Here is a 16,161-nt window from a genome sequence, read left to right on the forward strand (position 1 = left end):
AAAGAACCTTCAATGACTAAAAAAACTCGAAAAGAAGAGAAAAAGTTTAGTAATCATCATTTTTTTCATAAGTCTCAAGCTCCAGATGATTTTAAAATCAACGCTTCAAGACCAAAAAGTTCGCTTGGTGATGTCTCGGTCAAAACCTTTATTTATTTATTCACTTTAATTGTGGCTGCTTTGTTATTGATCATCTTGATATTTGTAGCAATTAAGTCTGGAAAAATCTTTAAACAAGAAGGGTTTTTCAAGTTTATTTTTGTTGACCGTTGACAACCAGGACCTAATAATACTTGAAGTGCTCATGATCGTGCTGGTTCTTATTATGGGATTGGAGGAATTATTGCCTCTACTTTGCTAATGATGGTGTTTGCGTTGTTGTTCGTGGTTCCATTAACGCTTTTTTCTGCGCTTTTCATAAGTGAATATATGAGTAGAAGAGTGCAAAACTTTTGCATGGGAGTAATTAAGTTAATGGCTGGGATTCCTTCAGTTGTTTTTGGACTCTTTGCTATTAATCAGGTAGGACCAATGTTTATTAAGATGGGCGCAATTACAAATGGTAACTTGATGACTGCTTCATTCACTTTGGCATTTATGGCTTTGCCAACGATGGTCAGCCTAACTTATAACGCCTTACAAACTGTTCCTGATGCTTATCGTTATGCATCTTTGGGTTTAGGAATTTCTAAAGAAGAAACAACTTTTAGTATTGTACGAAGAAGCGTAACTCCAAAAATTATTTCTGCAGTGATTATGGGGATGGCTCGAGTAATTGGTGAAACGATGGCTGTGATTTTAATTGCAGGAAACTCAGCAGCAGGACTGGATAGTAGTAATGGATTTAAAGGATTTATCTTTTCTTCAATCAAAACTTTAGCAGGAACAATTGGGTTAGAAATCTTAGAAAATTCAGGTTCTTATCACGAGTCTGCTTTATTTGCGATTGGATTAATTCTTTTTATTCTTGTGATTATTATTAATTTAACGATTTTATTAATTTCTAATGCTGATTATTTAAAGAAACGATTTCAAAGACTTCATAAAGTAAGAATTGATCCTAATCGTTCAGAAGCTATCAAAACTACGACTGGTCATGATAACAAACAGTATAGTGATTATGAACTGAAAGTAATTGTAAAAGCAAATGCAGGTAATAAAATTAATAAGTCACTAAAGTCAGCAGTGGCGTTGTTCTTTATGTGAACTTCGGTGTTAATTGTTTTTGCTTTTGCAATTTGAATTCTTGGTGATATTTTGATTGAAGGTTTAATTGGATTGCAACACATTGATGCCTTTATTAGTGTTAAGGGTCAAGCAGGAATCTTTGCTGCTTTGTTTACAACTATTCTTTTAATTCTTTCAACCCTTTTGTTTGCAATTCCTTTGGCTTTGGGAACAGCAATTTATTTAAGCGAATATGCAAATAAAAATTCAATCACCACGAAGTTTATTCGTTTTATGATTAGTTTGTTGGCATCAACTCCTTCAATTGTTTTTGGGATTTTTGGTCTTTCGATCTTTATTGTTATGTTTAAATTACCAATGAGTATTTTCGCCTCTTCTTTAACAATGGCGATTGTAGTGATTCCAATGTTAACTTCTAACTTTGAAGATGCTTTAACTCAGGTACCAGATAATATTAAAGAGGCTGGATCAGCTTTAGGTTTAAGTCGCAGTAAAGTACTTTTTAAAATCACCATTCCTAATGCAATTAAGGGAATTGTGACTGGAATTATTTTGGCAATGGCAAAGATTATTGGAGAAACTGCTCCAGTTTATCTAACCTTAGGAACAGCACTAAGAATGCCAAGTGAAGGTTTCTTAGCAAGCGGAGCTACTTTAACTACTGAAATTTATATGTTAGCTTCTGAAGGAGGCGGAGGAGAAGCTACTTCAATTGCCTTCCTGTTCTCGTTAGTGACAATGGTTTTAGTCTTTAGTTTAAATGTACTTAGCGAAAGAGTGACTTCAAGAGCTAAAAGTTTCAAAGTTTGGTTCTTGCGTTTAAAAGCGATTAACTGAACTGGAATTTTCCATTATCATTACAAGGAGTTCTTCAGAAAAACTTGGCAACAAATCAAGAAAAAATTTAAAGCTTTCTCACGTCGTTTTGGTTGAAAGACTATTAAAACTCAACTAAAAAAAGAGTGAAAAAACCGTTGGATTATTAAAAAGATTACTCAAAAAAAGGAGGTTCATGATTATGAAGATTAAGAAAAATAAACAAAATTCTGCTCCCAAAAAACCTAAAGCTAAGAAAACCAAAGATCATCGACCTCGTACTAAAAAACACCATCAAAGTGTTTTTAAAGTCTTACACCAAAAACACCAGCAACAAAAGAACCAAAAGATTGATGAATTAGAAATGATTGCAGCAAAACTTGCTCATGAAGGTGATCCTGAAAAACCAAGAAATGGTAGTGGAGGGAAAAAAGAAGTTATTGTCAAAGTAAACGAATTTAATTTCTTTTATAATAAAGGTAAGAAGCAAGCGTTGTTTGATATCAATATGGATATCAAAGAAAATACCATCACTACTTTTATCGGGCCTTCTGGTTGTGGTAAATCGACGTTGTTACGTTCAATCAACCGGATGAATGATTTGGTTGAGGGTAGTGTTTCAAGCGGAGAAATCTTGGTTTTTGATCAAAATATTTTTGATTATGGTTATGATGTTACTGAATTAAGGACTGATGTGGGAATGGTTTTTCAAAAGGCCAACCCGTTTCCAATTTCGATTTATGAGAATGTTGCTTATGGACCGCGTTCACAAGGGGTTAAGAAAAAAAATGTCTTAGACCAGTTGGTGCAAGATGCTTTAGAAAAGTCCGCTTTATGAGAAGAGGTTAAAGATAATCTTCACGGACCTGCTTTAGGGTTGTCAGGGGGACAACAGCAACGTTTGTGTATCGCTAGAGCAATTGCAATGCATCCTAAAATTCTTTTGATGGATGAGCCAACCTCAGCTTTAGACCCAATTGCAACTTTAAAGGTGGAAGAGTTGGTTTTAAATCTAAAAAAAGATTATACCATTATTATGGTGACGCACTCGATGGCCCAAGCTACTCGGATTAGTAACTACACTGCCTTCTTTTTAAAAGGAGAGTTAATTGAGTATAGTACTACTAAAAGAATGTTTACCAACCCCAAGGATAAACGTACTGAAGACTATATTTCAGGAAGATTTAATGGATAGGAGGTTATTTAAAAATGTCAATCAATAAAATTTTAGACCACGATGTTGACGTGATTAAAGACCAGTTAGATGGATTAATTAAAAAAGTTGAAAAACAGTATAACGATACGTATCAGGCTTTAACAAAAAAAGATTATAAGTTAGCCCAAAAAGTGGTTGATAATGATAAGAAAATTAATGAACAACAAAACGAGTTTATTAGCACGGTTTTGTGAAAAATTGCAAAACAAAACATGGTTGCTGGGGATTTACGGTTTGCGATTGGTTCAGTTTTAATCGCACGAGAAATTCGGAAAATTGCAAGTTATGCTAAAGCAGTTAGTTATTTTGTTTTAGACTATGAACCAGATATTAAATACACTGAAATTATTGAGCAAAACTTTGATATTGTTTTACAAATGTTAGATTTAATCAATAACTTAATTGATCGTTCTGATGTTGATTTATCTAAAAAAGTTGAAGGTTTTGAAGAAGAAGTAAACCAAGCGTTTGTTCAAACTAGAAGCAAGATTATTGACCGTATGCGTCATTCAGAAAGTGATCAAGAAGCTTTGTTACTTTATACTTCTTTGCGACAATTAAAAAAACTTGAACGTGCTGCTGATCACATGGTTGGGATTCAAGAAATTTTAAACTTCATTCGAACAGGAAAATTTCAAGAAATCAGTCCTCGAGATGACGAGGGTGATGATGTTCTTGATGAAACTCAAGATTAAGTATTAAAATGGTTAAACTTGAACAGAAGGGATTTATTAAGGATGGGTTTTTGAGATAAATTTAAAAAAAAGCATGATGAAGAGCAAGTGGTCTCACCACCTGATGTTATTAAAACTGGGGGTAAACAAGAAGAAAAACGAATTAAGCTTCTTCAAAAACAAAAAGCCAAACAAAAAAAAGCTAACCAAGCGTTATTGAAGTCTTCTTTGACCTTTTCTAAAGATATTCAGAAGTTATCAAAAAAATACCACCAAGTTGATGACCAGTTCTTTGAGGATTTAGAAGCAATTTTGATTAAAACTGATATGGGAATGAAATTGGTCCTAGGGATTTCTAAAAATTTACAAAAAAAGGTTGATGCCACTACTTCAATGACAACAGTTAAAGATTTGCTTAGTGAGGAGATTTATGAACTTTATCACCAAACTCGCGATAATTATGAAATAGACTTTAAACCTGACCGTTTAAATGTTTTTTTAGTGATTGGAGTTAATGGTACAGGAAAAACTACTTCTGTAGCAAAATTGGCAAATTATTACGCTAGTCAAGGGTTTAAGGTTTTAATTGCTGCTGCTGATACGTTTCGGCCTGGCGCGGTAGAACAATTGCAAGAATGAACTACAACCAGATTAGAAAATGTTGATTTATTTACGATGAAAACTTCTGATCCTTCATCAGTGATTTTTGATGCTTTAAAAAAGGGTCAAGCAGAAAATTATGATTTATTAATTATTGATACAGCAGGAAGACTACAAAATAAAGTTAACTTAATGCAAGAACTAGAAAAAATGAATACTATTGTTCATCGCTTTGATAAAAAAGCACCTCACGAGACTTTATTAGTGATTGATGCTACCACTGGACAAAACGGGGTGATGCAAGCTGAGCAATTTGATGAAGTCACCAACATTAGCGGGATTATTCTTACCAAGATGGATGGAACTTCTAAGGGTGGAATTGCTTTAGCGATTAAAAACCAGTTAAAAATTCCAGTTAAATTAATGGGAATTGGAGAACAAGTTGAAGATTTAATTCTCTTTAATGTTGATGATTATATTTATGGATTAACTAGTGGATTTATGGAAAATGAGGCAGAAAATGAGTAACTTAGTTGCCACCAAACTCTATCACTCCCGTTTGTTTGCAGCCTATGGAAGTTTGTTAACTGAAAAACAACAAACTTATTTTGAATTATATGTCAATGAAGATTATTCGCTAAACGAAATTTCTGTTGATTATGAAATTAGCCGTGCAGCAGTTTCTGATTCGATTAATAAGACGATTAAAGTTTTAGAAAACTTTGAATTAAACTTACAAATAGTTGCTAAAACTGCGACTTTACAAGCAATAATTAGTCAATATGAAAATAGTTTCGACCAAGAGGTTAGTGGTATAATTAAGAAACTTAAGGAGCTAGTTTAGTGAAAGTTTTAATGCTTGGAGATGTTTATGGAAGTGAGGGTCGTTTAATTCTTCAACAAGAATTACCCTCTTTAATTACTGATCAAAAGATTGATTTTGTTGTTGCTAATGGGGAGAATGTCACTCACGGCAAATCAATTACTTTTAAACATTTCCAAGCATTAAAATCGTTTGGAGTTGATGTGATTACTAGTGGCAATCATATCTTTAAAAACAAAGCGGTGCTTGACTACATTGCTTCTACTCCTGACCTTTTAAAACCTTTAAATATGTCTAGTTACACTCCAGGTTCTGGGTATGTAATTGTTAAGAAAAATGACAAAAAGATTTGTGTTTTAAACTTAATGGGAACAAGTTTTATGGATAAGGCAAATAATCCTTACGAAGCTATGGATGCTTTTCTAGCCCAAAAACTTGTTTATGATCTTTTGTTGGTTGATTTTCATGCTGAGGCTAGTGCAGAAAAGGCTGCTTTTGCGTGAAATTATGATGGGCAAGTGACTGCGGTTGTAGGGACTCACACCCATGTTCAAACTGCTGATGAACGGTTATTGCCCAAGGGAAGTGCTTTTATCACTGATCTTGGTATGTGCGGGGCAACTGATTCAATTATTGGTGCTGATCCTAAAAATGTCATCATTAAGGAAAAAACTGGTTTACCTGTTGTTTTTGAACCAGCAACTTCAATCCACCAACAGTTGTGTGGAGTGATTATTGAAATTAATGATCAGACTAATCAAGCTATGGAAATTAAACGGATTTTTTTAAAGAAAACTAAAAATTAGTTTTATCAAAGAGAGGGAAAACGATGTCAAAAAGTAGTGGGATTTCAATTATTATCATTGTAGTAATTATTTTAGCCGCTTTAGTTGCTTTATATTTTTTTGCTTCCCTACTTTTAAAAATTAAAGCCTTTGGTTCATTAAAGTTTCATCCAAATCATAACCAAACTCCAGAATTAATAAAAAAGAAGGCTTTTATTACTAGTGATGGGTATGAGTTACGATGGTATGGAGAGGTTAAACCTGATGATGAAATAATTATTTTGGGAGTTCATGATTTTGCTTTGGGAGCAAAAAGTTTTGAACAGTTAACTAAGAATTTGACTAGTATTGATTTGAAGATTAGTCTAATTAGTTTTGACCAACGTAATTTTGGTCAAAACAAAGTCCAGGATGCTAAGGATCGTAGTAGCATAGCTGTTCTTAGTGATTTAGAACAAATTCTTAATTATTGCAAAACCACTTATCCAGGTAAACAGTTGTATCTTTATGGTAGTGGTTTTGGGGCTAATATTATTGTTACTTTTATGAAAAAACGCGGTTACTTGGTTGATGGGATCGTGCTTGATTCGATGATTAATTTTAAACCAGATAAAAATTCTTCAGCAATTACAATTGCTTTAATTAAGGGAACTTTGTTTGCTTATACAAGAATGGTTAAAATTAATCTTAGCGCAGCAGATTATAATGTGTCTGATAAAGATGTTCAAAGTTTGGCTCAGAACTTAAATAGTTTTAGTGAAATTACTGTACGAGAGTATTTTCAAAATAAAAAACTGGTTAAGACTAGTTTAAAAGCTTCTGGTTTAATTACCAAACCAGTGTTAATGTTGAATGGTTCTGATGATGTTTTTCAACTCTCAAGTAAAACTACAAAGTTTTACGACCAGATTAGTTATTCTCAAAAACATCATCAATGAATTGCTGATAAGAAACACGATTTGCTCCTTAATCCAAACCAAGAGATGTTGCAGAGTTTAATTGAATGGCTAAAAAATAATGAACAAGAAAAAAACGACTAAACCAACCAAACCATCAAATCGAATTAACTTTAACCAAATCATTTTTCCTGATAAAAACTACGGAAAAGCTTTTTTTGTGGTTGGAATTGTTTTTTGTGCCCTGGCTTTTGTTGGTTATATTGATTTATCTATTGCACTTGGTGAAATTAATAATATTAATTGGTTAAAAATTGATTCATTAAACGTTACGATTCATATTAAACAGTTTACCATTATTAGTGCTGTGGTTAGTTTTGTGTGTGGGTGACACAGTTCGCTGTGATTTATTCTTGCTTTTGCTACCAAACCACGATTAAGTTATCACCAAGAGTTTCTCAAGGCGACTGCTTTGTTTACCTTTAATTTCTTGGCTTTCTTTTGTTTAATTCGCTTCTTAAAAAAAATCAATGACCCCAAAGAAACGATTAATAGTATTATCTTGACTGATATTTATTATTACAAGAAACAAAACTGAGTGTGGGTTTATGTGTTAAAGATTAGTAGCGTCATTTCAATGGTGTTTTTCTCTCCCTTCATGATTGTTAGTATCTACTTATTTTTAGAAATTGATTATGCTTTGTTAAAAAATAGTGATATTCGCGATAAGATTGCGCTTGCTTCATTAAGTTTTTTTGCGACATTCTTCTTTATTTCGATTCCTTTTCTGGTTTACACTTTCAAAGACCGTCAGTATTTATCATGAATGCTTGATTATGACGAAGAGTATTTAAACACAGTTGATGCTTTGGATAAGAATATTAAAATTAACAAATTCTTGAACTGAGGGTTGGATCTACTAATTTTATTAACCGTTTTGTGAATTTTTGTAATTGATGTTTTGATGATTAATACTTTTTCTCCTGATAGTATGTTTAGTTATCATTATGCTTGGATTTATCTTTTGTGTTTGTTTTCCTTTATTACAAGTGCTTTTTGTTTGGGAGTGAAAAAATATTTTTTAGAATCAAACCTTGCTTCACCCTTGTGAGTAGGGATTGTTGATTTGCTAACTCTAAACATTTTCTTTTGTCTTTATAGTATGATTTTTACCCTTCGTGCTAATTTTAAAGATAATAATCGGTTCAAAATCATCAATAAAAAGTTAAATTTATTGATGATTAACACCTTAATGATTAACGCAATTCTTCTGTTTGGCTTAGTGATTGCTTTAATTTGTTTAATCCAACTTGATGTTTTAAAAGGATGGAAAATCGGACTTGTTTTTAGTATACTTTCATTGACGTTGCTGTGATTAATCTTAAATCTTGGTAAGGTGCGTGATTATAAGGTTTATCTTTTAAAGTTAAATTCATTTTTCTGAATTGATTGTTGTACTTTAAATGTGGTGGGAATAATTACGAACTTAGTTGCTTGAGGATTTAAAAAGAATTTAGTTAAACAACAACATTGAATTTAAGGGTTATTAACTATTGGTTGGGAAGGTATGTATAGTATGAATCAAAGTCTTTTTACAAGTGAATCGGTGTCTGAAGGACATCCAGATAAAATCTGTGACCAGATCGCCGATAATATTTTAGATTATATTATTGATCAAGATCCAAATGCTAAAGTTGCTATTGAGGTCTTTGCTACAACCAACTTTTTGTTGATTGGTGGTCAAGTTAGTGCCAATTTTGCAGTTCCTGATGGTGTCTATGAGCAAATTGCTCGCAATACTTTAAAAGAAATTGGTTATGTTGATAAGAGTTATGGAATTGATTATCAAACTTGTGAAATTCTGATAAAGGTAGAAGCACAATCAAGTGATATTGCTGTAGGAGTTGATTTGCTTGATGGTGAAATTGGTGCAGGAGATCAAGGAATCATGTTTGGTTATGCTACCAACGAAGCACCAACAATGCTCCCTTTACCGATTTCAATCGCTCATGATTTAGTGCAAACTGCAACCCAATTAAGAAAAAGTGGTGAGTTTAAGCATGCTCGTCCTGATATGAAATCACAAGTAACAATTGATTATCAAGAACCTAATCATCCCAGAATTGCTACTATTTTAATGTCAATCCAACATGACCCTGAAGTTGATATTAAAGAATTTAAAGCTTATATTCACGAAAAAATTATGAAGAAGGTAGCTAGGGATTTTGGTTTAAATACTGATTTCAAGGTTTTAATCAACCCGACGGGACGCTTTGTAATTGGAGGACCTCAAGGTGATACTGGCCTGACTGGTCGGAAGATTATTGTTGATACTTATGGGGGAAGTTCTCGTCACGGGGGAGGTGCTTTTAGTGGTAAAGATGCTACTAAGGTTGACCGTTCTGGAGCATATATGAGTCGGTATGTCGCTAAAAACTTAGTGGCAGCAGGATATGCTGATCGCTTAGAAATCCAGGTTGGTTATGCGATTGGTGAACCAAATCCAGTTTCAATTGCTATTGAAAGTTTTGGTACTCAAAAAGTTAATGACGAAGTAATTCTTGCTGCAATCAACCAATTTTTTGATTTCTCTGTTGGAGGGATGATCGAAACTTTGAAATTAAGAGAACCAATCTTTAAAAAAACCTCAACTTATGGTCATTTTGGTAAGAACGAATTACCTTGAGAACAACTTGATAAGGTTGAAGAATTAAAAGCTTTTTTAAAAACTTATTCAAAATAATTTTTCAATTAGCACTAAATTGGGTAATGGCTCGAGGGTGCTTTTTATTTACCAAAAATCAAGTAGAATTACAATATAGAAGTAAGGTGACAAGGATGATAAAACCGATTGCTAATTTGGTAAATAACGATCGTGATGTTCAAGTGATTGGGAGAATTGAAAGGGTGATTCTTTCTACTGGAAGTAATGGGCAAAATTATATGATCATTAACCTGGTGGACCAATCTGGTCGCATTGAGGCGAGAAAATGATTAGTTCAGGATGGAGATGTTGAAACAATTAAGCCAAATGAGATTATTTTGATTGAAAATGGTGTTGCAAGTGAATATCGGAATCAGTTACAACTAAAAGTGCAAAACTATAAAATTCTTGATCAAGAAGAGTTGAAAAAGTGGAATTTGAGTTATGATGATTTTTTTATCAGTGCACCATTAGATGTTGAACGAGAATACCCAAAGTTAATCGAATTAATTCAAGGATTTAAGAATCAGGATTACAAGGCAGTTACTCTAAAAATTTTAAATGATAATGAAGCAAAATTTAAGAAGTATCCAGCAGCAATGACAATTCATCACAATGTTCAGTCTGGTTTGTTTTGACATAGTTACACGTTAGTGCGTGATTGTTTAGCAATTAAACCAAACTATGCTTATGCGCAAGTTGATTGGGAGTTAGTTGTTTGTGGAGCAATTTTACATGACATTGGCAAGGTTGTTGAAATGGCTGATGTCGGAGCTACTGATTATAGCTTAGAAGGAAAGCTTTTGGGTCATATTTCAATTGGAAATACGTTTGTGGCTGAAGCTGCTAAAAGTTTAGGAGTTTTTTATAAGGATGATGGTGTTATTAACCCTAACATTACTTTATTAGAACACATGATTTTAGCAAGTCATGGTAAAAATGAGTATGGATCACCTGTGGAGCCGTTGTTGATTGAAGCAATTATTCTTTCTACCTTCGATAACTTAGATGCTAAAATCTTTAAAGTAAACGATGAACTTCAAAAAATTGGTTATGGTGAATGAACTCCTCGAATTCCTACCGAAGATATGAAAATGTTTTATAATCACACTTCAGAAAAAGAGAAATAAAAAAACCAAGTACTTACTTGGTTTTTTACTTTACTAATGCTAATCGATTTTCAACAAATCGATAATTTCGGTGTTTGGTTTTAAAGTTGCATGATTAGTTTTGTTGGTAATAACATAACCTTCATTTTTAAGATATTTAGGAATGACATGCTCGTGATAGTGCATTACCACTTGATAAGCTTCTTTTCCTTGATTAGAAGTATAATTAATTCCTTTGATTTCTAATGGTCCTAAAGCAGTTAACATTTTCTTAGCAACAATTTTCTTAGCTAAGGCAATTGCAACTAGGTAGTCATCTTCACATGAAGAATAGTTTTCAAAGTGTTTTTTAGGAATGATCAAGGTATGACCATTACTATTGGGATTAATATCTAAGAAAGCCAAAACCATTTCATTTTCATAAACAATATCACTAGGAACTTCGTGACGAATAATTTTGCAAAACAAACATTCTTGTTCGAGGTTATTTTTAATCAGAGTCTTCATCTTCATCATTGACCTTAATATACCCGATTAGGGCATCATAAATCGGTTGGTATCAAATATCATTAGGATTAATGTAACGTTTATAAATTCCGTTCTTTGCGTTTTCGATCGCTTGAGAATCACTATCTGCAGTTAAGTACAACAGATCATCTAATAAAGCTTGTTTGGCAGTTGTGCTTAAGTTAAGAATATCAAGTGTTTGTTGTTGGGTGAAGTTGGTTTTTCAGTCAGTTTCTAAAACATCAGGATTAGTAGTATCGTTTCCTAAGTGAAGTTTATAAGCAACATTTTGACCATTCAAAGTTGTCTTGGCATTGTTATAAACGCCTTGAATTCCAAGATAATTTTCTTGATTATTATCGCTTCAATTAAAACTAATTGTTTCTCCACTAGAAAGAGTTAGGGTTAAATCATTACTTTGAGCACTGCTTGGTACATAAACATAAGTTTTCTTATTTAAATAATAATAACTTGGACCAACAGGAACTTGAGTAGTAGGTGTGTATTCACTAAAACTTCCCCCAGTGATTGTTGCACTACTGGTTCAAGTGTCACTGCTATCTTGAGGATTTAATTCTACTCAAGTATTCAAAGCAAGATTATTTAAAGTGTTGCTGGTGCTATTTGTAGTTGTGGTTGTAGCAATATCACCAAGTAAATCTTGTAAATAAATCGGTAATGCTAAGACAACATCAACTTGGTTATTAACATCAGTGGTACTTTGGAAGGTAAAATCATATTTTGTTGAGTTGTTTCCTACCAGTTTGTTAATTAAGAATGAAGGCCCATTAACATTAGCAAGTTTAGCTTTAGTACTATCATTAATGTTAAGGTTTCCTCCCAACACAGAAGTTACAGTCCCTCCACTACTTTTAACAATACCTTGGAACCCACCTTGGTTAAAGAAAGGATCTAATCCTGAAGTGTTTAAATTAGCGTTCCCAACAGTTGAAACTAAAGTTGCTAGAGCAGTGGTAAAACTATTTAAAGTAGTATCACTGGTAATGGTGTTAAGGTTTAAAACATCATCACTATTAGCAGTAGAAGCGTTATAAGCGCTGTTTAACAAATTATTAACTTTGGTAATGATTGCGTCATCTTTTTTGAAACTAAACGCCCAAACCATCTTGTAGGTTGGTGTATAACTTGCTCGGCCGTTGCTTGTTCAAGTTTGCACATCTTTAGCTAACAAGGAATCTCGATTTAAAAATAAACTTGTTTTAGTTAAGTTTTCTAATGTTTGGTCTCCTAATCCTCCACTCAAATTTCCATTATTGGTACGCATCTTGTAAAGATCGCCTTTTAAGTATTGCATTGCCATAATTTTTTCAGTTTCAGGGCTTTGGTTAGCAATGTAGTTTTCAAAGCGTAAAGCTAAAGCTTCACGACCACTTAAAGGAGTAGTGTTAAGAATGTTAGCGCCTAAACTTGTTTTGCTACTGGTTAAATCTGTTGCTACTAAATTAGCATCACTTAAAAGGGTTTGGTCCTTAACAATATAAAATTCACTAGTGGTTAATGATTGCCCGGTAGGAGAAAATTCTTTGTTTGTTAAAGAGTTTCTTAAGTCTAATGATTTAGAATAAGTTCCAACCCGAGGAACTTCATGTTTAGCTACTCAACGAATTAACTTTGATGAATCACTTGGATCAGTAAACCAAATTGAAAGGGTACTTTCTCTACCGCTGTTGTCTCGAGTTCCCCCATCAGTATCTAAGTAACTATTGGGATTTAAACCACCAAAATAATATTGCTTTTGATCATCTAAAGTTTTTGTTCCATCAGTAGAAACCGCTTTGGTGTAATTAGTAAATAGTAATTCTAAAGTTAAATTGTTAGCAATTGTATTAAATTCTTGATAGTAGTAGTTGGTACTGTTATCAACCTTACTTGGATCAAGACTGCTTGTAGCGTTAGTGATGAGGTTATTGATATTTTCATCAGTTAATTTTAATCGTGAAGTATTTGTACTATTTAAAACATCTTGAGAATAACGGGTAGTTGATTTAGTGTTGATTCAATCTAAAATTAAATTTTTAGCACTATCACCAGTCAACCCACTTAAATCACCAACTTCTAAAGCTGAATCTCCAAATTTCAAGATAACTTCATCATTGTTGTCTGGTTTTAGGTTGTCATAACGTTTATGTTCATTGCTTGAATTAGATCCACAAGCAACCACCGTGGCTGTTGTTGTGATGGTTAGACCTGTAATTGTTAAAATTGATAATATTTTTTTCATTATGATCTCTCCTTCTGACTAGCGACTTGATAATCTCAATAAGTAGCATTTTCAATGTCTGAGTATCCTACAGGCAAAGTCTTTAAAGGTTTATAATCATTTTCTGGATTGTCGATTGGAACATTGTTATTAGATTTTGCTCAAGTGTTTCATCCATTTTCAAAAGCATCCTCGACACTATTGCTAATATCATTACCAACATTATTTAAAACATCTAAGATATATTGACGATATTTGGTGTAAATTGTGGTTTGGGTCGCATAGGCACCAATTCCAAACAAATCATAAGTTGCATTAGAAGTAGGGAAAATTAAATCAAAAAGTTCACTATCATCAAGTCCTAGAATTTCTTTGAAATAAGTTCAAGCACTAATTCACATATTGGTACTTGTAGCACTACTACTTGGAATTGCTGAGGCAAGATAACTTTGGACCTCACTATTTAAATCATACTTTTCTTTAGTATTAGTAATCCCGATAGAAGCTAACACCGAACTATTGGCAAGGAACTGTAAATACTTGTTACCAAAACTTGTATTCAAGTTATTGTATTGATAATAACTAGTAGCATCAGCATTAGTATAATCATAAGTTTGGTTCTTAATCGCGTTTTTTACCACACTACTGTTACTATTATTGTTTAAATTACGACTAATTGATTCGATTGCTTGATAGTTGTTAATCAATGCTTGATTACCATCAACAAAACTAGTGGTAGAAAGTTTGGTTTGACTTGTTAACCCATTGGCATCCTTCAATAAGCCATAACCTTCAATTCTGGTAATGTGAATTCCATCAGTATCAACAAAACTAATAATTCCTTGGGTGTTATTTAAAACCTGATAAACATTATTTGTTCCACTAGTTCGACGGTTCATACTAGTAATTCAGTTTGTAATCGCTTTTTGTTGATCACTTAAATTTGTAGTAACACTACCATCATTTTCAACAGTAGGAGCACTAGTATTGCTAGTATATTCAGTTGCAGAACTTTTTGCCAAATAATCATAAACTGAATATTTTAAAATGTCACTATAATCACTACTTATAGAATCCATGGTTAAAAGCTTGGTGTGTTGGTTTAAACTAAAATCACTGGTAAAAGTATCAGTTCAAGTATAGTTTTTTCCTGCCTGGTTAGTTCAATTACTTAAACTTCCTCCGCTATTCATTAATTGGTCTCAAGAATAATCACTAGATCCACTCACCATTGTCTTGGTATTATCAGTTGAACTTGTTCCGCCTCAATTACCTTGGTTAACAAATAAATTCATAAAGTTGTAAAGTGATCCGACATCAGCTTGGTTAGCAACATTATCAGCGATATAACCAGCGTTATTAATGTTGGTTGAAAGAGTATTGGTACTAGTTAAAGGTTTAATGATAAATTCAGAAATTGCTAATGGTTTTTTAGTATTAAAGTATTGGTTAGCAAAATAACGTTGAGCATTAGAAAATAATCCCTTTGTTGAAGCGTTGTTAGAAATACTGCTATTATCAGTTAAACTAACATAAGAATTAATTGCAGCAAACTTCGCTACTCCTGCACCTTTTCCATCAATTTTAGGTTTGTAATTACTGGTTGGTGTTCCTGAACTATCATAATCAGTGGTGTAAGTTGAACAAGCACGAGCAATGATTTCCTTCGCTCAAGTGGCAGGATCACCAAGGACACTACTTTTGAAAGCAGATTGGGTCATCCAGGTGATGTTTGATAGTTGAGCAGTAGTGTTGCTACTTGGACTATTTGTTCCTCCAGTAGCATTAATAAAGTCAATTAAATAAGTTGAGAGTGAATCAAAGTAAGGGTGACTCAAGTTACCAACTTCTATTGCTAATCCCTGAAGCAACTTGGTTAATTCTCCAACCAAATCTAAACCTGAATCTTTAACTCAGTTTGCTCCCCAAGCATTTAAAAGGTTAAAACTAATTCCCCCAATAGTTTGGTTTAATCCTAGAATTTGTCCAGAAAAGTTCTGAATGATTTGGTCGAAAGTTAAAACTTTATTATCTTGAGGAATTGCATAAATTGCATTTAATAACGAATCAATCACCGAAGTGTTGTTAGTTCCTTTCATCATTTGGTTAGTGATATAAACATCTTTGGCATCTTGATATTTTGTAAAAGTTCGGTTTAATTGCTTTTCTAAAGCTTTACGGAAAGTTTCTTCTCATTTCTTTCCATCATCTTTAGCAGCATCGACTGCTTCATTTCACTGACTAATCGCATATTGTCTAGAACTGTTGTATTGTGTTTGCACACTATTGATAAATTCATCATTAATATAAGTGTTATCAGCTTCGACTGCAGCATTAAATTGTTGGTAAAGATCAGATTTAGTGTCGCTCAATTGCTTAGAAACTTGAAAGGCAAAATAGTTCATGAAATCATGAACTGCATTATCATGCCCGCCAAATAAAGTTTCTGCTTTTGCGCTCTTTACTAAGTCATCAGCAGTTAAGTTAAAAATCGGACTTTTTAAAATACTGTTTGTTGCATTATTATCCCCATCACTAGTTTTATTGGTACAAGCAATTACACTGGTGACTGGAGTTACAGTCAAGGTAATCGTTGCCAAAAGACTTAGTAATTTTTTCATA

13 protein-coding genes are annotated in these 16,161 nt (G+C 33.0%); 10 read left to right on the plus strand and 3 right to left on the minus strand.

The genetic code is table 4. From position 1 onward, the window contains the following. Positions 1–12 precede the first annotated feature (12 nt). The 10 genes from pstA to LD125_RS03860 all read left to right on the plus strand — a co-directional run bounded on the left by pstA (position 13) and on the right by LD125_RS03860 (position 10,832). A complete protein-coding gene (pstA, locus tag LD125_RS03855) occupies positions 13–2,217 on the plus strand; it encodes a phosphate ABC transporter permease PstA (RefSeq protein WP_250136836.1) in 2,205 nt (734 codons plus the stop codon). Between the two features lie 151 nt (positions 2,218–2,368). After that, complete coding sequence (gene pstB, locus LD125_RS00975; RefSeq protein ID WP_374982229.1) at positions 2,369–3,199, plus strand: phosphate ABC transporter ATP-binding protein PstB; 831 nt, start codon at positions 2,369–2,371, stop codon at positions 3,197–3,199. A 14-nt stretch (positions 3,200–3,213) separates the two neighbouring features. Next, complete coding sequence (locus tag LD125_RS00980) at positions 3,214–3,915, plus strand: PhoU domain-containing protein (protein ID WP_250137572.1); 702 nt, start codon at positions 3,214–3,216, stop codon at positions 3,913–3,915. A 42-nt stretch (positions 3,916–3,957) separates the two neighbouring features. Further along, on the plus strand, positions 3,958–5,022 hold the full coding sequence (gene ftsY, locus LD125_RS00985; RefSeq protein WP_250137571.1) for a signal recognition particle-docking protein FtsY: 1,065 nt from the start codon (positions 3,958–3,960) through the stop codon (positions 5,020–5,022). Next, positions 5,015–5,338 carry a YlxM family DNA-binding protein gene (gene ylxM / locus LD125_RS00990; RefSeq protein WP_250136833.1) on the plus strand — a complete coding sequence of 108 codons (324 nt, stop codon included), beginning with the start codon at positions 5,015–5,017 and terminating at the stop codon, positions 5,336–5,338. Before ftsY ends, ylxM begins: the two co-directional genes overlap by 8 nt. After that, positions 5,338–6,123, plus strand: a complete 786-nt coding sequence (locus tag LD125_RS00995; RefSeq protein ID WP_250137244.1) for a TIGR00282 family metallophosphoesterase — start codon at positions 5,338–5,340, stop codon at positions 6,121–6,123. The genes ylxM and LD125_RS00995 overlap by 1 nt, the downstream gene beginning before the upstream one ends. 23 nt (positions 6,124–6,146) lie before the next feature. Continuing rightward, positions 6,147–7,142, plus strand: coding sequence for an alpha/beta hydrolase (locus LD125_RS01000; RefSeq protein WP_250137570.1), 996 nt, complete (start codon positions 6,147–6,149; stop codon positions 7,140–7,142). Continuing rightward, complete coding sequence (locus LD125_RS01005; protein ID WP_250137242.1) at positions 7,120–8,538, plus strand: hypothetical protein; 1,419 nt, start codon at positions 7,120–7,122, stop codon at positions 8,536–8,538. The genes LD125_RS01000 and LD125_RS01005 overlap by 23 nt, the downstream gene beginning before the upstream one ends. Positions 8,539–8,574: 36 nt before the next feature. Beyond that, positions 8,575–9,741, plus strand: a complete 1,167-nt coding sequence (metK, locus tag LD125_RS01010; protein WP_250137241.1) for a methionine adenosyltransferase — start codon at positions 8,575–8,577, stop codon at positions 9,739–9,741. A gap of 95 nt (positions 9,742–9,836) precedes the next feature. Continuing rightward, positions 9,837–10,832: a 3'-5' exoribonuclease YhaM family protein gene (locus LD125_RS03860; RefSeq protein WP_250137240.1), complete on the plus strand. Its 996-nt coding sequence runs from the start codon at positions 9,837–9,839 to the stop codon at positions 10,830–10,832. A 39-nt stretch (positions 10,833–10,871) separates the two neighbouring features. Here the strand turns inward: LD125_RS03860 and LD125_RS01020 are convergent, their stop codons facing one another. Genes LD125_RS01020 through LD125_RS03870 form a run of 3 tightly spaced genes read right to left on the minus strand, consistent with a single transcriptional unit; the run spans position 10,872 to position 16,160 of the window. Beyond that, a complete protein-coding gene (locus tag LD125_RS01020; protein ID WP_250136827.1) occupies positions 10,872–11,324 on the minus strand; it encodes an HIT family protein in 453 nt (150 codons plus the stop codon). Then, positions 11,302–13,560, minus strand: a complete 2,259-nt coding sequence (locus tag LD125_RS03865) for a lipoprotein (RefSeq protein ID WP_250137569.1) — start codon at positions 13,558–13,560, stop codon at positions 11,302–11,304. The genes LD125_RS01020 and LD125_RS03865 overlap by 23 nt, the downstream gene beginning before the upstream one ends. Beyond that, a complete protein-coding gene (locus LD125_RS03870; protein WP_250137568.1) occupies positions 13,560–16,160 on the minus strand; it encodes a lipoprotein in 2,601 nt (866 codons plus the stop codon). Before LD125_RS03870 ends, LD125_RS03865 begins: the two co-directional genes overlap by 1 nt. Position 16,161 lies beyond the last annotated feature (1 nt).

This window comes from Mesoplasma sp. JKS002658 (assembly GCF_023566355.1).
Classification (GTDB): Bacteria; Bacillota_I; Bacilli_A; order Mycoplasmatales; family Mycoplasmataceae; genus Edwardiiplasma; species Edwardiiplasma whartonense.